The sequence below is a fragment of the Spiroplasma endosymbiont of Villa modesta genome, from assembly GCF_964030925.1.
Classification (GTDB): domain Bacteria; phylum Bacillota_I; class Bacilli_A; order Mycoplasmatales; family VBWQ01; genus Spiroplasma_E.
Window position 1 is genome coordinate 50544 of record NZ_OZ034992.1, and the last position, 21614, is coordinate 72157.

A 21614-nucleotide genomic window follows, 5' to 3' on the forward strand; every position below is an offset into this window, starting at 1 on the left:
TTAGAATAGATTGCATTTATGATGAACAAAAATAAAAATCGTAAATATGTTCAAATTTAAGGGATGATAAATTATCAATAATGAAAATCAAAAAAATTGAAAATCTTATTTATAAAATAAAAATTATATAAAAAGTATTAACTATATTAACTATAATTAATATGTTGGTAACACAACACATTTATTATTTTTTTAAATTTAAAAACAATTAATTATCAAATAAAATTGACTAAGTAAAATAAAAGGAGTAGTAAGATTTATGAATAATTCAACAGAACAATCAAGAAATGAACCAACACATTTATTAGAAGAAAATATGACAAGCACAAGTACAAGTTGTTGACAAAAAGAATTTGGTTGTTGTTGTATTACAATGTTATCATCATCATTACTTTCAACAATGGGCTTCGGTGTTGGTGCAATATATGGTTTATTAAAAAACAATGATGCTAGTAATGTCAATAGTGTCGGCATAGGACTTTTCTTATTAGGAGCTATAACAGGACTTAGATGTGGAGTTGCAATTAATGACTGGTTAATAAAAAGAAATAATAATGAGCATCAAAATAATTTCAACAGTGGTTATGATAATGAGGGATTTTTACAGGAAGTTACTATAATAGATAAAGATGCTAGGCCATTAATAATTTCTTCAAATACAACAAAGACTAGTAAACTAGATAATGGTTTAATAAAGATTGAACAAACACTTCAAGTAGAAATTGAAAAGGATAATGAACAACAATTTCAAGATGGAATCAATGAATATTGTACAAATGAAATGGCAAGAAAAATAAACGATAAAGATTGCTCTTTAAAAAATAATGTAGGTCAAAATCCTAATTTTACACAAATTAAAGCAGAAATTCATAGTATTCCAACTAATTTAAATGATCAGCCATCAACAAGTACGGGTATATATCATTTATAAGTATTAACTATTTTAAAAATAAAGAAATATATGAAATCTTAACCCTAAGCCATGCTATTGAAAAAACTACATTTGTTTATTTTAGTGTTAAAATATGAATCTCTACCAGCAGAATTATTTACAGAAACTTGTATATTTCAATAAATATTATGATCATCATGTCATATGTTAAAACTAAAATCAATATGTGTTCCTCAACCAGAACCATTTTTGGTATCAATAACTCCTGAAAAGAAACTATGGATGTTATTAGTAATATCAGTTGTGGCACCATTTAGTTTAGCAGTTGCTGATTGGCCAGTAGATATTGAAATTTTACAGTATGAATCTTTATCAAAAGCAAATGTTGGATAGATTTTAGTAAAGTTATCTCAATTATGAGCATAATTAGCTCAGTCTGTTAAAATATATGTGCTAGAAATATAATTATTAAGTGATAAAAATCCAGAATATGAATCAGAATATGAATAATTTATATTATTTTTATCAATATTAGTATTAGTTCATGTATTATAATAAATTTCAATTAAATTATTTTTATTATCAAAAATATAATTAATTGAATTATTTTTATCTGTTATTTTTATTGGAAGATTATATATGAAATTATAAATATTATTATTACTACTAATTAAATTAATAATTTTATTAGTTAAATCTTTATTAAAATTATCTTGGATACTTGTTTGACTCATAAAGTATGTTCCTAACTTGTCAGCTATTGTTTCATCAATTTGATTATTTTTTGTTGCTTTAGCAATATAGTATAGTCCTAATGTTTCACTTAAACTGTTATTATATTCTACTTTATTACCACCAGTTTGATTAGAAATACTAATATGATTAGGTAAACTACCTAATTGCACATATTGTCAATCGTTATTATCACCATCAAAATAAGTTTTATTATATTCACTTTTACTATATTCATTATCTGTATTTTTAATAGTAGTTATTTTTTTATGACTATTCATTTCTTGTTTTGTATTTTCAATATTTAATTTTTGATCACTAGGAATAGTAACATCAGGATTATAAACTAAATTACCTGCATTATCGACTAAAAATACATCTCTTGCATTAGCAAAAGTATAATCTTTTAATGCAGATGTATCATAGCTATAAAATTTATGATCAGTTGTTGATTGATTAGTTATTATGTCATTATCATTTAAGTAACCATATTTATTATTGAATAATGAAGTTGTATTATTTACGTTGTTTTTTAATGAGTTATTAATATCATTAATATTGTTATTTCCTGTTAAAACTAAGATTGTTAAACTGCTTAGGGCTATTAAAAATTGTTTCATAGATATCACCTATTTATATTAAAATGAATACTATTAGTAGTATTATAGTATAATAATAGCACTTATTAATATAAAACAAAATTAAATAAATATTAAGAAACAAAGTTGATTTTTATCTTATAATTTTTAAAAATAACATCCCTTTGGATATTATTTTTAAATTATTATTTATCTACGATCATTTAATCTTACTATATTTAATATTTACATTTTTGCTGATTTGCTACTAGAACTTTGATTTCCATTTGTTGTTGATTGATTTATTTTTGACTTATCTTTTTCAAGTTCAAGAGCATTAGCAACTTTTTCTCGTCTTTCACTTTCGTTTTTTTCTCCTCAAACTTTATTTGTTTCTTTTGCTTCTTTGTTATAGTTATCTTTATCAGCTTGACTTCATTCATTACATGATCTTCACATATTTATAATCTCCTTTATTTGTTCTTGAATATTTTTTATCATAAAAATATTCAATGGACATATTCCGTAATTAAATTTAATTAATTGTTAATAAAATTGTTTTAAAACTATTTAGTGTTATTGAATATAGAAATAAATATTTTTTGAAAAAATAGTTTAAAAAATGAGTTTACATTTTAAACAAAAAATTGTTAATAATATTTTTATATTAACTCGATAAAAATTTAAATTTTAAAAAAATATTTTTAATATTTTTTTTATTTTAATGGTTTTATTTTATTAAAAATTTCACAAAGTAAGTTAAATCTTAAGTACATAAGTCTAAATTTAGATTTTCTACATTTATTTACTAAAATTTTGAATCTTTTCAATGGTGGTTGGCCCTTAATTACTGGACCATTTTTGATATAAAATTCTAAATTTTAATTTGTAAAATTGGTGGTTTTAGAAATTTAGAATGTATTCTTTCATAATTATAAAACATAACATATTGATTTACATCATTTATAGCTTCATTGATGGATAAATATTGATTTGATCCTTTAGGTAGTCATTCTTGAGATAAATGAGAAAATCAGTTTTCAGATAATACATTACCACCAATATCATAAGGTTGTTTTTTGCTTAAAATTATTTGTTTATCCTCTGCTCATTTTGTGATATCCTGACAATAAAATTCGTTGGCGTTATCTGAATGTAAAATAACATTTTTTACTTGATTTCAAGAAAATTGTTTGTTGATTTTTTCAAGAGCAGGAAGAATTAAATCCTGATATGATTTATTAGGAGCAATATTATAACTAACAACATTATTTGAATAAAAATCAATAATTACAAAAAGATATAATCATCCTTCTTTAGTATTTATTTGTTTAGTGTCCATTGATCAAATTTGATTTGAAGAGGTTGTACTTTTATAATCTTTGTTTACTTTATCCATTGTAGGTATTCACTTATTTGGATTTTTTTTGTTTTTAGGATAGTTATTTTTAGTTTGTTTTAATCCTTGAATATTGTGTTCTTTCATAATTTTTCGCATTTGTTTTATTGATAATTCTATATTTAAAATGATATTTTTTTCTTGTTTTAATCACTCTTTAAAAGCTGAAAAAATTCTTAAATATCCATAAATTCTGCCTTTTCTTGTAGAATGAAATTCGATTAAAAGTTGGCATATTTTTTGATATTTATGATTGCATTTAATAATATGATTTTCTTCTTTTTTAATAGGTTTTTGTTTATTTTTTAAAAAGTAATATGTTGATCTGTTTAATTGAAGATATTGACATAGGTTTCTAATTGAATATTGATTTTTACAATCATCAATAATTTTAATTTTTTCTTTGATATTTAATTTGTTAATTACTAATGCTATTTGTTTAATTTTATCCATTAATAAAAATCCTTTCAGGTTAAAATTAGTGTTAATTATATAACACAATTGTTTTTAGAATACATTCAGGTTTTTTAAATTAATGGTCTAGTAAAAAGGGCTAAGTGGCAAGTGGCAAGTGGCTGTACAGGTGGAATTTTAAATACTAGAGCAGGAATTGTTAATTTTGGTTTTGATGGTATTATGTGTACTGGTGCTGCTACATATTGTATAATTGTTTCACAATTAAAAAATAATTTTGGTGGTGGTGTTGCAATTTTGGCATTTTTTATCACTATTATCATCGGAATTGTATTTGGTTTAATTCATAGTTTAGCAACCTTATTGTTTAGAACAAATCAATTTTTAGTATCAATGGTTATTAATTACTTTGGTTATGGATTAGCAGTAATTTTACCATTAACATTTACTGGAGAAATAAATTATTCATTAGCAAGTATTTATATTTATCAATTTTCTTGAATTGCAATTTTGGTAACCTTTTTAGCAATTTATATTTTTGCAGCTATTTTGTTTTTAACTAAGCTTGGATTATACATTAGAGGAATTGGTGAGAATCCAACTGCAGTGGCTTTAAATTATATTCATGTTCGTCGTTCTCGATTTTATATTTCGCTATTTTCTAGTTCTTTAGCTTGTTTTTCAGGTGCTTTATTTGTTTATGTACTTCCAAGTACTTTTATTTATAGTAATAATTTTGCTGGTATTGGATTTTTAGCAATTGCTTTATGAATGATGGCACATAGTAGATTTTTTTTAACTTCTATTATTTGTTTTATTTTTTCTTTTTTATATCAGTATATTAATGCTTCACAAACATTTATAGTTATTAGTAATAATATTCCAAGTTGATTATGAGGAATGTTTCCATATTTAATAGCATTAGTATCATTAATGATTTTTCGTCCTAATACAGAATTGGTAAAAAGTTGAGCGCAACCTTATGTTAAAGCAGGTAGAAAATGACAATAAAATTATATGCTAGCAATATTTTAAAACCTTTATCAAGTTTAATAAATATAATGTTTTAAATGTTTTTTAATAAATTCAGTTTTTATTTTTATTCTGTAGACATATTCCGTAATTAAATTTTTTAAAAGTCAATTAATAATTTTAAAATTTATTTTATAATTTTGTTATTAACAATAAATTTAGAAAAGTGTTGATAAAAATGATTTTTGAAAATTTAAAAAAATTAAAAAATGAAGAATTTTACAGATATTTTGGTATAAAACGTTTTCATTTTAATGAAATGTTAGAAAAATTAATTGAAATAGAAAAATTAGAAAAAAATAAAGGTCGAAAAAATAAACTTTCAGTAGAAGAAAGATTAATGATGACTTTATTATACTGAAAAGAATATTATACTTTTTTTCAAATGAGTATTAAATCTAAAATGAGCCCATCAAGTTGTTTTCGAAATATTACTTGAGTAGAAAATAAACTTAGTAACCACAAAGATTACCAATTTTTAAAAGAAAGATATAAATTAAAAATTGATAAAAAACAAGAAAATTCAAATGAATTTCAATTTTATTTAATTGATTCAACTGAGATTGAAATTGAAAGACCAACTAAAAAAAACTACAGTTAGAATATTTTTCTGGTAAAAGTTGAATGTATTCTATAAAATTTCAAATTGTATATGATTTTTTTAATAAAAAAATTGTTGATATTTTTGCTGATAATGGTAAAGTGCATGATTTTCAAATATTAAAAAATTCAAATCTTGAATTTTCAGAAAAAACAATAATTATTGGTGATTTAGGATATCAAGGTATACAAAATATTTATAAAAATACAATAATACCAATTAAAAGAACTAAAAATAAAAAATTAACTAAACAAGAAAGAAAATACAATAAGATTGTATCTAAAATTAGAATTAAAGTTGAACATGTCTTTGCTTGATTGAAAAGATTCAAAATTTTAGTAAATAAATGTAGAAAATCTAAATTTAGACTTATGTACTTAAGATTTAACTTACTTTGTGAAATTTTTAATAAAATAAAACCATTAAAATAAAAAAAATATTAAAAATATTTTTTTAAAATTTAAATTTTTATCGAGTTAATATAAAAATATTATTAACAATTTTTTGTTTAAAATGTAAACTCATTTTTTAAACTATTTTTTCAAAAAATATTTATTTCTATATTCAATAACACTAAATAGTTTTAAAACAATTTTATTGACAATTAATTAAATTTAATTACGGAATATGTCTTGTATAATAAATTTATTAAGCAATGAAAAAGGGGAATTTTAAATTATGGTAAAAAAATTAAATGACAGTTTTGAGAAATTGATTGAACAGAACAATGACAGTTTAGAAAAAATATTAAAAAAAAGAAAAACATTTAAAAATAATGAGAAAAAATAATTAATAAAATTTCTAATATTAACTATCAAAAAATTAATGATGATGAAGTAATAAGTTTTAAATCTAAAAAAATAAATGTATAGTAATGTAAATTAGATTAAAGCATTTATTTTTTAAGAAAATATTTTTTATAATTTGTATAATAATTTTTTAAAAAAGATTGTTAATTACTAGTATTTATTAATAAAATTATTAGTTGTTATATTAGGAACTTGGGTTTCATATTTTGTTATTTCTTCATGCAAAGATTTTGATCATTTAAGGTGTGAATTTAATGGTTTCACATTTTGTAATAATATAGATTCTTTATATTCTTGATTTCCACCACTAAGACTTTGTTTTTTTTGTGCTTCTTGTTGGTAAATTTTTTTGGGAGGTTCCCAAAAAAGTAGGAAGATGAATTACTAGATAAATAAATTCTTTTGAATATTACCATTTAAAAATGATGATAGACAAATTAAATTCTCTTTTACCCTTAAATTTAATATTCGACGTATTTTAAAAAATATACATTTAAAAAATTATTATCAAAGGAAAAAGACAAGAAATAATCTTGTCTTTTTTTGTAATTGTAAAATTTTAAAATTTTTATTATTAATACTCTTTAAATATCTACTACACGCAGTGACCAAGTAGGAGAAAGTTAATAATTAATAATCTTCTTTAACGCTATTATCAACAAGTGTTAGGGAACTAAAAAAGTGAACTACAACACAGTTGTTAAAAATAGTAGCTAGAACATGTGGACTTGCATGGATAAATAAAAAGTGGAGTGATACCTAATAAAATATACTAACCATTAATGGTAATTCTTGGGGTGGGAGCGAATTGGAAACTAGTATATATAGACCTGTTGTAGGGACCTATTGTATTAATTCTATTCTTTATTTAACCAACCTTGCCACTCCCCAGTGAGCAAGTGTTGGTTTTATTTTTTATTTTTTTGAAAAAATTTTTTGGGCGAAAAAATAAATTTCAAACTTGTAAAAAAAATTGAGCGGTGCCGGTTCAATTAAAATATTAATTTATTAAACATAAATTAAATAAATATTGAATCGAATGCCTCGATTTCTTTTTAAAATTTCACAATTTATTTTTGAGCCCAGAATTACTGGAATGAATAAAACGAATAGTATTAATAATCTAAAAATCAAAATATATGTTCTTTATGCTAGAAGCAACAGAATATATTAGAAAGAACTATTATGAAAAAGTATTTTTGTTGAACATGTAAACAACATAAATTAGATTATTTATTCTTTAATACTGATGATATAAAAACAAGAAAATATTTTTTAAGAGATAAAAATAGTAAAGCAATTTGTTATGACTGTATTTTAAATGTTAGGTTAAGTAGGAGGTATAAATATGAATAAACAAAAACTATTTTCTTATAAAGACCAAGAAATTATTAATGAATATAATAAAAAACGTAATCAAGAAATAACAAAAGAACATTTAAATAATATAGAAAAATTAAGAGAAGATTTTAAAAAAGAAATAATTAATGAATATAAAGAAAAATTAAGAAAAGATTTTAAAAAAGAAGTTATTAATGAATATAAGAAAAATTTAATTTGTTCATTAAATATATTTTTAGGTCATCATATAGAACAATACAAAAAAGAAAAAGAAACATTTTATCGAAATCAATTAAAAGGTTCAGTTAATACTATTGAATTATTAATTAATAAAATAAAATCCAAAGAATTTGATTAATAATGCAATATGACTTAATTATTAGTATTGACCCAGCAGGAATAGGTAGTAATGGAATGGTTATATATTCAAGTGAAACTAATAATATTGTTTTTAATGAAACATTTAATACATTAACTGTTTTATGAACTAAAAATATGTATAAAGAAAAAATGCAATTAATTAAAGAAAAATTTATTGATAAAAAAATATTAGTTATTGTAGAAAATTTCTTTTTAAGTTCAAAACAATTATTAACTAATCCATTAGCAACACCTAAAATTATTGGTGTATTAATGGTATTAGTACAAGATGTTTTCAACTGAGATTATCTAGAAAACCACCCAAAAAATAAAAATAAAATAACAAATTATAAAGGAAATATAAAATTAACAAAACATGAACAAGATGCTTATAAGCATATTCAATATTATTTAAAAAATCATAAAAAAATATTAATTTTTGATAATTATTTAAGGAAATTATAAAAATGAAAGATAAATCAAATTATGTCAAATTAACAGTAAAACTAAGTAACACTATTGAAGCAAAATATTACGAAAAAGGTAATAAAGAATTATATTATAGTGTTCGTGGTCAATGAAATGGATTAAATTATGTTACTTTAATTTTTAATAAACCAAAACTTTATAACCGATGTATTTTATTAAACAAAAACGATGAAATTATTGTAACTGGTCAAATTTTTAATACTTTAAATATTCCTAAAAATCGCGCATTTTGTTCAATCAATGTTAAATGATTTAAAAAATGAAAAGAGTAAAAAATGATATTATGAAAAATTTTATTAATAGTACCAATATTAATAACAAGCATAACACTAATAATATTTTTAATATTTATTATTAAAGAATTAAAAAATGAATATAAAGTATTAAAAATATTAAATGAAATTGCTAATCAAATTGAAAATAAGGAGAAAAAATAATGAATAAAGAAGAATTGGAACAATGAGTACATAATGAAATAGGTAAAATTTCCAGTATTAAAGAAGATAAACAAACACATAAAAATTGTATTAATAAAGAAAAATTAATTAATTCCATTAAAGAACAGATACAAGATGAATTAGATAAAGGTGATAATGGAATACCATATATTGAAGCTTTGGATTTAATTAAAGATTTAGAAAATGATGAATTTGACTAATGATTATAAAAATTAAAAAGAATAATAAATGTGGTTATGGTAGAGTTTTTGCTCATAAATGTAATAACTTATGTAAACAAAAACAAAATAAAAGAGTTAGAAAAGAAAGGTTAAATTATGAATAAAGAAAAATTACTTAAATATTTAAAAAATTTATTTATGGAAACTGATAATTGGGAAAAACAAATAATTATTTCAATGAATTTAATAATACGTCAAGAACTTATTAAAAAAATAGAAAATGGAGACTTTGATTAATGATAATATTACCTACTTTGTTTGAAAATAAAGATGAAATTGAAATATTATCACCATTTCCAAAAGCAATTCATACAAGTAATGATATTAGAGCAATTATTTTAAGACAATACCCAAATGTTAAATCCAAACACATAATTGTTTCTGACCCTGAAAGTAATGTTGCATTAATAGTTGGTGATAATGATGTTTATCAAGGTTGAATTAAAGTAACAGTTAAAAAATTAGAAAATTAAAGGAAAATAAAATGATTAATGATTATGAATGACTATGATATTGTGATAGTTATGGTTGTAAAAATAATAATAGTAATCAAGAAATATATATTTGCTCAATTAAAAAAGATACAAAATTAGGATTATGTAAAACTCATTTTAATAATTACAAAAATATAACAATTGATTATGTTATTGAAATTAAAGGAGAATAATTATGACTAAACGCGAATTTTTAATTAAATGAAATGTAGATGAAAAATTATTTTTTATTGATAATGTTGAATTTTTACATTCAGATACACATATAATTTTTAATTGAAATGATGATTATTGAAGCATTGATTATCATTCAAAAGAGATGAAAAAATTTATAGAACTATTAAATGATTTAAAACAAATTAAAGGAGAATAAATTATGTTAGATGAAATTTTAAAAGTAATTTTTGATAGAGCAGATAAAAAAGAATTAATTTATATAATAGAAAGATTAATTCTTGTTACTAACAATCACATAGAAACAAAAAAATGACTTATTAAAGAATTTGATAAAAATCATTATGTTTTAGAAAAATTATTGAATACGAACGGAGAAGTTAAATAATGCCAAATGAAAATACACAATCAAATTATACTTTAACTAAATTAATTAGAACTGGTATAAGTCCAATTTGTGCAATGATTGGTACAAGTGCTTATTATGGTCAAGTAATTGCAAATCCAGTATTAGGTTCAATTAATAGTTTATTATTTGGTAAAAAATTAGGTTTAGATATTTGAAATTTAAATCAAAGACCAAATACTAAAACTAAATTAATTAATAGTTCTAAAAAAATAGCATTAGGATTAGGAACAATTGGTTTAGCAAATTATAGTAAATGAACAGAAAATAATATTAATCCTATTATTCCAATAACACCAATTCCAATAACTACTACAACCACAACAGAAGGTCCGCCATGATTACTATTAAATAAACAAGAACATCAGTCATTAATGGATTGAGATACTTATATTTCATTAAATACTTATGGTATTTCAAATCTTATTAGTGGATTAACTGAGTTAATACCTAATAAATTTGAAGCAATAAGAAAAATTTGTAATATGGCAACTGGTGGATGTTTAATATCAAGTGGGGTTGCTATGGGTATTAATAATGATTTTATGAATGCTTATGCAGTACCTACCATAGTTGCTGGTGCAAGTGAAATAATCCATAATTTATTACCTATTGAAACTACAAATCATATTCAAGAAATGCAAGAAACACCATTTAATAATGAAACAAGAAGATTAATAAATGACAATAGATTTACTATTAATAGTGAAACAACTAGTCAATATGGTAGTGATAATATGAGTGAAGTACCATTAAATCATGATAATACTTCATTAAATTGAGATCATAATCACATGAGTTTATAAAGGAGGTGAATAATTTATGAATAAAGAAAAATTAATTGAATATTACAATGATAAATTAAAACAACATGAAAAAGATTTAGAAGACATACGATTGAATGAACGTTTAATTGCAAATCTTTTAATGGATGCAAAATGTATGATTGAAAGAATTAATAAAGGTGAATTTGATGAATAAAGATATGGAAAAAGATTTAAAAATTATAAAAGAAAAAGAAAAAACGCTTAAATTTGGTTATGAAAGATTAAATGAAGCATTAGATTTAAGAAATAAATTAGTTAATAGATATGAGGGTATTGCAACTCCAAAACAACATGAATTAAGTAATAAATTAAATAAAAAAATTGATAATATTATTGAATTTATTTTAAAAAATGAAATAGGAAAATAAATAGTTGAAAGGAAAATATTCAAATGAAAGAATTTTTACATGAATTAATAATTATTGGAACAAGTGTTGGAACATTAATTTGCAGAGAAATTATTGTTTTATTAAAAAGATTTATCACAACTCCAAAACATGTTAGAGCAAATAACAAAATTATAAAACATCAAAAAAAATTAGCAAAATTAAACGAAAAAATTAATAAAGGAGAAAAATAATATGACAAAAATTGAATTTAATGAAAAATATAGAAAACAAGATATCAGTATTGATAGAGATTTTGATTTACATATTGATAATTGTTTTAAATTTTCTGATATTGATACATTAGAAAACGCAGTTAATGATTATAAAAAATTAATAAGTGAAATGCCACAATTAGTTAAAGATTGATTATTGGGATAAGATTAGGAGAATGTTAAATGTTAGAAAATGAAAATAATGTTCAACAAACAACTGAACCTTTAAATGAAAATAATGCTCAACAAGAAATAGAAAATAAAGTTAATGAAGCAGAAAATAAGTTAAATAAACTTAATCAAGAAATTAAAGAAAAAGAAATGATTAATATATTTAAAAAATATCAAGTTAAAACTGAATTTTATGATTATTTAAAATTTAAAACAAATAATATAGAAAATTCAAAAATTGAAGAAACTATTAAAAAAATGATTAAAGAACAACCGGTATTTAAACAAACAATTAATACAGGTGGCAATAAACAAATAATTATTAATAATAAAACAAATGATAAAGAAAATTTTTTAATTAATTATAAAAAGAAAAATTATTTATAAACGAAAGGAAGAAATAAAATGTCAGTACCATTTAATCAAAATTTAGACAATACAGAGAGATTAGTAGAAGCACCAGAATTTATAGAGTTTTTTAAAATTTCAAATAGTCCATGGGCAAACTTTTTTCCTACTGAAATTGTTGACTCAGTAAATATTGAATTTATTGTTAAAAAACCAAAAAAACCGGAAGTAAAAATTATTGCTTGGGATGATAAAAGTAAAAGATATGAATTACCATATGTTGATACAGATAAAATTAGTAAAAAAATAAATAAAAAATATCTTGCAGGAGAAATTATTGCAGATGTAGATTTAAAAGCAAATAATGGACAAAATTTATTAGATAGTATGCAATATGAAGTTGCAAATGATTTAGCAGATAAATTAGCAATTGATGATACACAAGCAATTGCAAAATTTGCTACTAAAATCGATATTGAAGATACAACACCAGTAGGATATTTAAAATCAATGTTATCTGCTTGAAATACTTTGTTTCAATTTAGAAACATTGCAAATAGTAAATTTTTTATTACTAATGGTCTTTATGATAGTTTAGTTTATTTAGCAGATAATAAAGGTTTAATTACCGATAATCAGTTGGCACAACAATTACGTTTAAATGGAAATAATTTATATGTAAAAGGTGTATTATGTGAAATCGTTCTTGATGACTATATGATTTTTACTAATGATAAAAATGAACAACAATTAATGACCTTTATTTTAGCAACACCAAGAGCGATGAAAAGATACATGATAGAAAATACAGTTATTTATGTAGATTTTATTAAAGATGATAAAGCAGGAAGAGCATATAAAGTTGCTGGTGAAGTTGTTGGAGAAGCAATACCATATATTTCTAATAATGAAACAACATCAAGATGAATGTTATGTGGAGTTATTAAAACAGAAAAAATTGACTTAAAAACTAAAATTACAGTTTTAACAACAAATATTACTGCAAATGTTAATAACAATAACAATGAATTAAATACAGAAATAAAAAGTACTAATGAACTTAAATCATTAAATCCAAATTTAACAAATCCAACTATTAAATATTTTAGTGATGCACAAGGAAAAATTAATGTAAGTAATCAAAAACAAAAAGCAGGTGACTTATATATAACTATTACTGCAAATGTTAATGATTTAAATTATAAAGGTTTAACAAATCCAATTAAAATAACTCTTAAATAAAGGAAATTAATATCATGCCAATTGGTACAACTAGTACAGCAATACTTTTAAACATAAATAAACCAAAACATACTAGAACAAGTAACCAACAAGAAAATAAAAGTTTTTGATGAGAAATTTTAGAAATGATTGGTGTACAAGTTATAGCAGTAGCACTTGCTCCTTTTACTGGTGGATTAAGTGAAAGTATAGCACTTGGATTAGGTGCAAGTGATTTTATTGCAAGTACTATTAATTTTGGTATTTATGCTACAACTGATTTTACTATTAATCAAGTTTATGATTATTTAAAAGGAAATGTAACAAAATTAAATACTTTCTTAAATTTATTACCTGCATTTGCTGGACTTAATAAAATTAGTCGTGGTTATCGTACTACTAAATTTATTAAACTAGCACAAGAAACTAAAACATTAGAACAAGTTGGTATTAAAGAAGTCAAAAATTTACAAGAAGTTATTAGTCAAGTAAGTGGAAAAGAAATTTTAACAGATAAAATTATTGGTAATAAACGTTATTTAATGAATTATAGTTTTACTCCTAATCGTGAAACAGTATTACGAGATTTAGGTTATGTTGCTGAAAGACAATATAAAAATAATTTTCAAAAATTAGAAACACAAAAGTTAAAAGAACACTTATTATTACAAAATACATTAATAAAATTAAGTCCACAATTAACTCCTAAATTTAAAATTAAAGATATTGAAAAAGCAAATAACTTTTTAAAAAAATTTAATACTGATTTAAAAAAAGTACTATCTATGAACCAACATGATTGATTAAATTTAGTTCATACAATACATTCAGAAAATAGATATGGAAAAACTTTAATTTTAGATTTACAAAAAATTCGTGCTAATTCTATTAAATTTAATTTTAAAAATAATGTTATTCATCAACTTGTTTTAAAAGCAAATCAAAGTTTTAAATATTTTGATATTAGATTTTATTTAAAAAAAGGTTTAAATAAATTTTGAAAAGATACACCATATTTTGAAAAAATAAGAGAAAGTATATATAAATTACAAGAAAAATTTGAAAAGTTAGAAAAACAAGCATTTGAAAAAATTAATAAATTAAAAGAAAAAGTAACTGATTTATTTACTAGTGCAGAAAAAAGAGCAATTAAACATGCACAATTAATTCCATTAAATTCACCAGTATTTATGGGTTGTAAAATTCAACCTTTGTCATTAGATAAATGTGCAATTACCATTTATCATCGCAATCCTAAATATAAACCAATTACAGTTGTTGATAGTATTCTTAAAGCAAAAACTTTTGTTACTCAAATACATCCATTTCATTGATATCGTTGATATAGTGGTTGATACATTGGTTATGGAGTAAATCATAATAAATGATTAAAAGCAATAGCATTTGCTCCGCCAGTTGTTCAAGAAGTAATTAAAGATAGTTTTAAAGTATATAGAGAAATATTTAGAATAATAAGAACTTATCATAAAGTAGTAAATGTTATTAATAATCCTATTGAAAATATTAACAAATCATTTAAAAATGTTGGTTTAAAATTTTCAGTAAATACTTTATTTGGTACTGGATTATTACATCATTTAGAAAAGTTTGCATATAGTCAAGTTGTAGCAAAAAGTAAGAAAAAATTAAAAAAAGGCAAAAATAAAATACAAAAAGAAATTGAACATATAACACATAAAAAAACAAAAAAACATACTCATCATTATAAACAAGCATTTTTTAAGGAATGATAAATTATGATTAATAAACTTTGAACTGATGTCAGTCTTGAAAATTATAATAACTGATATCCATTAACTGGAAAAATTACAGAAACACCACAGCAATATATAAAAACATGACCAAATGTTAATGATTGATTTAAAACTTTTGCTATTCGCGCGCAAAATGATATTAATGCTTATCTTGATTTTATTTTATCTAAATTTCCTTTTGATAGTTTTAAAGATGAATTAATTAAAGAAACATTAAGAGATATGGTTTATGTTATGGTTGAACATTGAGTATTTAATCGTACACCAATTGAATTTAATGTTGATGCTACTATTCAATTTAATAATGGTACTCAATTTAGTGCAAATAGTACTCCTACGATTAATGTTTGAGATTTAGCACCTAGTAGAATGAAAATATGAGCAAGATTAACAGAATTAAAACAAATATTTTCAAGTTATAATGATGATGAAATAGATGTTGAAAAAATTGACTTAAAAGCATTTTATACTAGAAATCAAGTTGATGAATTAATTGAACAACAAAAAGAATTTACATTATTAAAACAAATTAAATTATATGATGATTTAGTTGATGATAATGAAAATGAAATATATAGAGGTCCTGTTAGTAAATTTGTTAATAAAGGTTATGTAGCAACTGATTATGATAAAGAAACTGAAACAATGATTTTAGATTGACCTGATGAAATTGGAACATTACCACCCGAAGCATTACAAAATAATCCACAAATTGGTGATTATACACATGCACCAACTTGTGATTTTTCTGCTAAACAACAAAAACGAATTACTACAAATGAAAATGAAATTACCAAATTAAATAATGAATTAATTAAAGCAAATGAAAATATTAATGATGTTAAAAATAATTGATTTAATATTGAAACTAGTCCTTTATGAAAGAAAGTTAAAAATGAAAATATTAAAACAGATACATGATATATCATTGATTGAACATATTATTTTATCGATAGTAAACAACTTATTATAAGTAATAATAAATTAACTAAATCTAATATCAGAATTACTAATGATCAAATAGAACAAAAGCAAATAATAATTGAAAATATTGATGTTAATATTGATAAAGTAACATTATTATATGATGTTGATTTAATAAAGTTTATTGCTACTAATAGCACAAAAAAATATACACCAATAATTCATAATATATATCAATATCAAGGAACTGGTACACCAATTGAATTTATAGCAGAAGATAGTATTGATAATGATTATTATACAAAGCAAGAAACTAATGACTTATTAAATAAAAAACAAGATAAATTAATTGCTGGTGAAAATATTAAAATTGAAAATAATGTTATTAGTACTACTAGTAGTGGTGGTGAATCATTATGAGAAGTTAATAAAGATAATCCTAATTTTATTAATTCAAAAGATGATAAAGGTATTAGTGCTAATAATAAAAGAATTATTGATGTTGGAACACCTACTTTTGAAACTGATGCAACTAACAAAGAATATGTTGATAATAAAATACCAGATTTAACTAATTATTATAAAAAATCTGTTTTTATGAAAGGATATTTTACATATAAAGATGATAGAGACCAATTATGAATAAATGATAGTTCAAATAGTTCTCTTGCTATCTCATTATTGCTTAATAATACTTATGGAAGATTAGAAACTAATAATAAAAATATTGTTAGTGCTATTAATGAAATAAATAAAAAACAAGTTAAAGAAAATTGAAAAGTAATAGGTAAAAGTATAAATAATCGTAAATATGGTGATTTTAATCTTGCTTTTAATACTCTTTATAGAGTAATTATTACATGGGAATCTCCACCATTTCATCAAGTAAATACAAGAATAACAGTAGAATTTAAAACAGGTAATTATTTAGGTGGAAATCATGGAATTAAAATATTTCTTACAAAAGGTTTAATTAATAATGAAGAATGTATTTTATATTTACAATTATTAGATATTAATAAATGACAATTAATTTTAGAAGGTGGAAATGAAAAATATGCAAATATTTTTTCATTAGAAGAATTACAAAATACAGTTAAAGTAGATATTATTCAACCTATAAAAATTACAAGTCATACTTTAAAAATAAATGAATTAAAAAATAATGAGATTAATATTGAATTACCAAATACTCCAACACCAAGTCCAAGTGGTTCAAATTGAAAGGAAGTAGGAATATTAACAAGTGATAAAAAACAAATTGGTTATGAACTAATTCCTAATAAATTATATAAGTTAACTTATAATAACACCGGCAATAAAGAACCTTATTATAGTTATGCACCAAAATTAGAAATTTTATTTAGACCGCAACCATTACCTTATCAATTACCTTTTTCACCCACAATATGTTATCTTTTTGGAACTATTAAATTTAATTATGGTATAACTGGGGTAATTACTTATCAACACGTTCCTAATGATACCAAATCAAGAAAAATTGTTGGTATTACTGCAAGTGATATATATAACACATCTGCTTTATATAAATTAGAAGAATTACAGGAATAATATTATGTTTTTTAAAATTATAAAAATTATTTTAGGTTTAATTGGAGTTTTATTATCTTCTGCAGTTGCTGGTTTAATTATATTTATTATAGTAAAAATTGTATTAAAAATTAATCAAATATTTTAAGAAAGGTGGTGAATATTATGTTAGGTAGATTTTTTAGAAAAGATAAAAGTAATATTAGTGATAATCAAAATGAAAAAGTAAAATTTTTAACTAATAAAAATAAAAGTACTCATGCTTCTATTTTAAATTATTTTGGTTTTAATGACTTTAACCATGAAACTTATTTCACTGATTTTGTAGCAGAAAATAATGCTAATTTATATAATGCTCCATTAGAAATTAATAATGAAACTATTAAAAAATATTTAATTCAAGAAGAATTTTATAGAAAAAATTGAAATTCAATTTTTAAGTTAAGTAAATTAGGAATTAGCGGTTATTTAATTTATATTGCTAATGATGATTTATATTTTCAAGTAGTTGATATACAACAAAGAGTTTATGATATTACTGGTAAATTAATTCAATGTACTATTTTTTATGATAATTATGAACAAAATGCACAAATGGTAAGATTATTTGAAATTTATACATTAAATAATGAACAAGTAACTATTAATCGTGCAATTTATAGTATTAGTGATAATAAAAAACAATTTCCATTAGATTTTAAATCATATATTAATAACGCTAATTTAGAACAAGAACAAACACTAAATATTAACTATATACCAATAGCAATTATGAGAAATAAAGCAAATGAACTAGCAGATTGTAATAAAGTAATGGATAAAATTAAAGCATTAGATGTTATTTATGAACAAATTGTTTTAGATACCATTTTAAATTCACCTAAATTTATATTTAGTCAAACTTATGGTAATGTTCAATCAACATTAGAAGAAGCAGTAAGAACATTAGTTACTAAAAATTACATATTTAAAAGTGGTGGAGATAATAATGAACAAAATGAAAATATCAATATGACAAATAGCAACTTTAAAGGTAAAAACTTAACTGATATATACGATTGAAATGTTAATGAAATATTTAAACGTTGTGGTATTCATATACCAAGTCAAAAGAAATCTGCACAACAATCAGTTCCCGAAAGTACAGCTGTAAATATTTCAACCATTAATTATATTGAACAAAAATTATGGCAATTTAATATTGATATTCTTAAATTTATTCAAATATTAGTACGTTTAGATAAAGATTTATTAAATAGTAAAACATTTAATATTAATGATGAACAAGAAATTAATAACTTAACAGTTAAATTAAAATTATTTAATCCCGAAAATAACCAATTAATAGGAGAGAACAATGGAAAACAACAACAAACCACAAACGAAGTTTCCACAGAAACAAACTAAACTTAATCAAGCAGAAGTAGAAAATGATTATTTAATTGATAATATTCCTTATGATTTTACAAATATGATGAGTGCTACTAGTGACCCAGATATTAATAGAGCATACGATGAATTTAAAAAAAGAACAATTTATATTTATGAAATTGAACGTTTATTTAAAAATAATGAAAATAATAGTTTAAGATTTTCAGCAAATACTATTAAAATTGGTTTTATTGATATTGATAAAGTATTAAAAACTACTGCTGTTGAAACATCTGATTTTACTATGCAATTAAATCAAAGAGCAAGTACTAATATTAATGATAATACAATTGAATATAGTATGACTGATATTAAAAATTTAATATTTCAAGAAATAAATTTACTAAATCAATTTAAATTATATGCAGTATCTATTAATGAACCATTAATTGAAAATAATATTGATAATTTATATATCATTAATAACTATTCACAACCTTATCAAAATCCAAAAACAAGAAGTACTAAAAGCATTACTATTATTAAAATTAAAGATTTTAAAACAAGAGATGGTTATCCCATTATTATTAAATTACAAAAACCATTAGACAAAGATACCAAAGTAACTGGTTTAAAAATTAAAGCCCCTAGAAGCATGATTTTTGGCAATATAAAGGTACTTGGTGAAGTTGACAATATGGAAGTATACCCAAAGTTATTTGTCAAGGATAAGATAGCATTTCCGCTGTTATCAATGCCTATTGAAACTCAACCAAAAGTTAGAATATTACAACAGTGATTTAGTGAACAAATATTACCTTGAAATTTAGCAAAACAATTTATTGGACAAGAAAAATCAGTTTTAGATTTAATTAAAATTAGTACTGGTACTGTAACAAGAAAAGAAGTTATTAATAATGCAAGAGTAACTGATACTTGACTAGGTTGAGAAATGGGTGCTGTTTGAGATGGTAATTGACCATTAAAACACGAAATACATTTAGAAGATAAAAAAGTTTTATCTTATAGTAATGAAGGATGATATGTTTATCTTGCAACTAATAATAGATTTAAAAGTATAGCAATTGAAATACAAGACGCACCAACTATTGATAGTTTACAACAACTTTTATTAGATATGCTAAGTTATACATATAACTATAATAGAAATTTTAATGGTGCTTTATACAATGACAAAGGAAAAGCAATAAATAAGATGGCAGAATTACGTGATACATTTTCAGGACAAAAACCCGATGAAATAATTACTAACTTATTTAAACAATGGGAGTTTGAATATCCAAATTATATAAAATTATTGCAAATTAAAGTATTTAAACAAGTATTTATTATGTTATCAAAATATATTTATTCATCATTATCAATTAATAAAGGATTAAACGATGATAATAAAATATTATTACCTTATTATTTCGAATTAAAATCAAGCCCAATAAAACCTACTAAAGATGATATTTGAAGATTTACAGATATAAAAGTAATATTAAAATCTGAATATTTTGATTTTACAGATATTAATAACATTAAATTAAAAAATAATGATATTAGCCAAAATCAATTATTAAAATTAGATGATAATCAATTTAATTGATTATCTATAACTAATGAACTTGAAAGTAATAATATTCCGTCATTAATTCCTGCTGATTGAACATTAGGTAATGGTGAGTATGGAAAGTATTTTACAAGAGCAATTATTAGTAACAATAAAATTGAAAATGCTTTAAATTTATACGGTTCAAATAAATCTCAATTATTTTCTAAATTAGAATTTTATAAAGAAATTTCACAAATTGATAATAATAATGAATTTGAATTACAAATTGAAAATCCAATTAATAACTTAAATCGAATTGAAATTAGTGGTATATTTGGTGCTGGTAAGTATGAATTAATTTTAATAACTGATAAACAAGAGATTAATTTAAAAAATATTAATTTATTTGATAAATATAACGAAAATATTTCTTATATAAATATAGAAATTTAATTATCAAAATATCCATCTGGATAAATGCCATCTCATTTTATGTCATAATCAAGAATTTGTTTAACACTAAAATATAAATGTATTTTATGTTCATCATTTGTTTCATGTGACCATATTGTTGTTCCAGCCCCCCCCCAGTAGACTGTATAGTCATGTCCTAAATATGATTTATAATTATAAGTTTTATAATATGACATTATACTTAATAAAAGTGCAGTTATAACAGCAGTTCATAATATTATTTTTTTATAATTTGTTTTAATTCATTTTTTAAAATTATTTATTTCTTTTCCTTTTTCTTCTTTTTTATTTTCTACATCTTTTATTAGTTCTTTGTTATCTTGCATTTTAATTCTCCTTATTTCTTAATTTTACTTTTAAATTGTACTATTTTTGATTATTTTTACAAGTATG

General features: G+C 21.8%; 31 protein-coding genes. 27 read left to right on the forward strand and 4 right to left on the reverse strand.

Going from position 1 to position 21614, the window contains the following annotated elements:
• Positions 1-259 precede the first annotated feature (259 nt).
• On the forward strand, positions 260-931 hold the full coding sequence (locus AAHM89_RS00235) for a hypothetical protein (protein WP_342266580.1): 672 nt from the start codon (positions 260-262) through the stop codon (positions 929-931).
• 44 nt (positions 932-975) lie between these two features.
• Here the strand turns inward: AAHM89_RS00235 and AAHM89_RS00240 are convergent, their stop codons facing one another.
• The 3 genes from AAHM89_RS00240 to AAHM89_RS00250 all read right to left on the reverse strand — a co-directional run bounded on the left by AAHM89_RS00240 (position 976) and on the right by AAHM89_RS00250 (position 4054).
• Entirely contained in the window at positions 976-2244 is a 1269-nt protein-coding gene (locus AAHM89_RS00240; RefSeq protein ID WP_342266581.1) for a hypothetical protein, read from the reverse strand.
• 204 nt (positions 2245-2448) lie between these two features.
• Positions 2449-2661, reverse strand: a complete 213-nt coding sequence (locus AAHM89_RS00245) for a hypothetical protein (protein WP_342266582.1) — start codon at positions 2659-2661, stop codon at positions 2449-2451.
• Positions 2662-3076: 415 nt separating this feature from the next.
• The gene (locus AAHM89_RS00250) at positions 3077-4054 is read right to left on the reverse strand and encodes an IS3 family transposase (RefSeq protein ID WP_342265776.1); all 978 of its coding nucleotides are present in this window, start codon (positions 4052-4054) and stop codon (positions 3077-3079) included.
• A 111-nt stretch (positions 4055-4165) separates the two neighbouring features.
• On the opposite strand from AAHM89_RS00250, the gene AAHM89_RS00255 reads away from it, so the two are divergent.
• The 26 genes from AAHM89_RS00255 (at position 4166) to AAHM89_RS00380 (ending at position 21200) form a co-directional block, all read left to right on the forward strand.
• Positions 4166-5026, forward strand: coding sequence for an ABC transporter permease subunit (locus AAHM89_RS00255; protein WP_342266583.1), 861 nt, complete (start codon positions 4166-4168; stop codon positions 5024-5026).
• A gap of 199 nt (positions 5027-5225) precedes the next feature.
• Entirely contained in the window at positions 5226-5648 is a 423-nt protein-coding gene (locus AAHM89_RS00260) for a transposase family protein (RefSeq protein ID WP_339045912.1), read from the forward strand.
• 23 nt (positions 5649-5671) lie between these two features.
• The gene (locus AAHM89_RS00265) at positions 5672-6079 is read left to right on the forward strand and encodes a transposase family protein (RefSeq protein WP_339045908.1); all 408 of its coding nucleotides are present in this window, start codon (positions 5672-5674) and stop codon (positions 6077-6079) included.
• 1726 nt (positions 6080-7805) lie between these two features.
• Entirely contained in the window at positions 7806-8156 is a 351-nt protein-coding gene (locus AAHM89_RS00270) for a hypothetical protein (protein ID WP_342266584.1), read from the forward strand.
• 2 nt (positions 8157-8158) lie between these two features.
• The gene (locus AAHM89_RS00275) at positions 8159-8623 is read left to right on the forward strand and encodes a hypothetical protein (RefSeq protein WP_342266585.1); all 465 of its coding nucleotides are present in this window, start codon (positions 8159-8161) and stop codon (positions 8621-8623) included.
• Between the two features lie 2 nt (positions 8624-8625).
• On the forward strand, positions 8626-8919 hold the full coding sequence (locus AAHM89_RS00280; protein WP_342266586.1) for a hypothetical protein: 294 nt from the start codon (positions 8626-8628) through the stop codon (positions 8917-8919).
• Positions 8920-8922: 3 nt separating this feature from the next.
• Positions 8923-9084: a hypothetical protein gene (locus AAHM89_RS00285; protein ID WP_342266587.1), complete on the forward strand. Its 162-nt coding sequence runs from the start codon at positions 8923-8925 to the stop codon at positions 9082-9084.
• Positions 9084-9305, forward strand: a complete 222-nt coding sequence (locus tag AAHM89_RS00290) for a hypothetical protein (RefSeq protein ID WP_342266588.1) — start codon at positions 9084-9086, stop codon at positions 9303-9305. The genes AAHM89_RS00285 and AAHM89_RS00290 overlap by 1 nt, the downstream gene beginning before the upstream one ends.
• Positions 9305-9430, forward strand: a complete 126-nt coding sequence (locus AAHM89_RS00295; RefSeq protein ID WP_338973528.1) for a hypothetical protein — start codon at positions 9305-9307, stop codon at positions 9428-9430. The genes AAHM89_RS00290 and AAHM89_RS00295 overlap by 1 nt, the downstream gene beginning before the upstream one ends.
• Positions 9423-9563, forward strand: coding sequence for a hypothetical protein (locus AAHM89_RS00300; RefSeq protein WP_342266087.1), 141 nt, complete (start codon positions 9423-9425; stop codon positions 9561-9563). Before AAHM89_RS00295 ends, AAHM89_RS00300 begins: the two co-directional genes overlap by 8 nt.
• A complete protein-coding gene (locus tag AAHM89_RS00305; RefSeq protein WP_281748585.1) occupies positions 9563-9799 on the forward strand; it encodes a hypothetical protein in 237 nt (78 codons plus the stop codon). Before AAHM89_RS00300 ends, AAHM89_RS00305 begins: the two co-directional genes overlap by 1 nt.
• Before the next feature lie 11 nt (positions 9800-9810).
• A complete protein-coding gene (locus AAHM89_RS00310; protein ID WP_342266589.1) occupies positions 9811-9993 on the forward strand; it encodes a hypothetical protein in 183 nt (60 codons plus the stop codon).
• A 2-nt stretch (positions 9994-9995) separates the two neighbouring features.
• On the forward strand, positions 9996-10193 hold the full coding sequence (locus AAHM89_RS00315) for a hypothetical protein (protein WP_338979823.1): 198 nt from the start codon (positions 9996-9998) through the stop codon (positions 10191-10193).
• Between the two features lie 3 nt (positions 10194-10196).
• Positions 10197-10382, forward strand: coding sequence for a hypothetical protein (locus tag AAHM89_RS00320; protein ID WP_338987820.1), 186 nt, complete (start codon positions 10197-10199; stop codon positions 10380-10382).
• Positions 10382-11206 carry a hypothetical protein gene (locus tag AAHM89_RS00325; protein WP_342266590.1) on the forward strand — a complete coding sequence of 275 codons (825 nt, stop codon included), beginning with the start codon at positions 10382-10384 and terminating at the stop codon, positions 11204-11206. Before AAHM89_RS00320 ends, AAHM89_RS00325 begins: the two co-directional genes overlap by 1 nt.
• A 16-nt stretch (positions 11207-11222) precedes the next feature.
• Positions 11223-11381 (forward strand): hypothetical protein, encoded by a 159-nt coding sequence (locus AAHM89_RS00330; protein ID WP_342266591.1) that lies wholly within the window; start codon positions 11223-11225, stop codon positions 11379-11381.
• On the forward strand, positions 11374-11595 hold the full coding sequence (locus tag AAHM89_RS00335) for a hypothetical protein (RefSeq protein WP_342266592.1): 222 nt from the start codon (positions 11374-11376) through the stop codon (positions 11593-11595). The genes AAHM89_RS00330 and AAHM89_RS00335 overlap by 8 nt, the downstream gene beginning before the upstream one ends.
• Before the next feature lie 23 nt (positions 11596-11618).
• A complete protein-coding gene (locus tag AAHM89_RS00340; RefSeq protein WP_174481134.1) occupies positions 11619-11807 on the forward strand; it encodes a hypothetical protein in 189 nt (62 codons plus the stop codon).
• Between the two features lies 1 nt (position 11808).
• Positions 11809-11994 carry a hypothetical protein gene (locus AAHM89_RS00345; protein ID WP_281748210.1) on the forward strand — a complete coding sequence of 62 codons (186 nt, stop codon included), beginning with the start codon at positions 11809-11811 and terminating at the stop codon, positions 11992-11994.
• 17 nt (positions 11995-12011) lie between these two features.
• Positions 12012-12386, forward strand: coding sequence for a hypothetical protein (locus AAHM89_RS00350; protein WP_342266593.1), 375 nt, complete (start codon positions 12012-12014; stop codon positions 12384-12386).
• 18 nt (positions 12387-12404) lie between these two features.
• Positions 12405-13589 (forward strand): hypothetical protein, encoded by a 1185-nt coding sequence (locus AAHM89_RS00355; protein WP_342266594.1) that lies wholly within the window; start codon positions 12405-12407, stop codon positions 13587-13589.
• A 14-nt stretch (positions 13590-13603) separates the two neighbouring features.
• Positions 13604-15322 carry a hypothetical protein gene (locus AAHM89_RS00360; protein ID WP_342266595.1) on the forward strand — a complete coding sequence of 573 codons (1719 nt, stop codon included), beginning with the start codon at positions 13604-13606 and terminating at the stop codon, positions 15320-15322.
• Between the two features lie 3 nt (positions 15323-15325).
• Entirely contained in the window at positions 15326-17839 is a 2514-nt protein-coding gene (locus AAHM89_RS00365) for a hypothetical protein (protein WP_342266596.1), read from the forward strand.
• 4 nt (positions 17840-17843) lie between these two features.
• Positions 17844-17966: a hypothetical protein gene (locus tag AAHM89_RS00370; protein WP_255495889.1), complete on the forward strand. Its 123-nt coding sequence runs from the start codon at positions 17844-17846 to the stop codon at positions 17964-17966.
• Positions 17967-17983: 17 nt separating this feature from the next.
• Entirely contained in the window at positions 17984-19225 is a 1242-nt protein-coding gene (locus AAHM89_RS00375) for a hypothetical protein (protein WP_342266597.1), read from the forward strand.
• Entirely contained in the window at positions 19176-21200 is a 2025-nt protein-coding gene (locus AAHM89_RS00380) for a hypothetical protein (protein WP_342266598.1), read from the forward strand. The genes AAHM89_RS00375 and AAHM89_RS00380 overlap by 50 nt, the downstream gene beginning before the upstream one ends.
• Here the strand turns inward: AAHM89_RS00380 and AAHM89_RS00385 are convergent.
• Entirely contained in the window at positions 21197-21547 is a 351-nt protein-coding gene (locus AAHM89_RS00385; RefSeq protein WP_342266599.1) for a hypothetical protein, read from the reverse strand. The genes AAHM89_RS00380 and AAHM89_RS00385 overlap by 4 nt on opposite strands.
• Positions 21548-21614 lie beyond the last annotated feature (67 nt).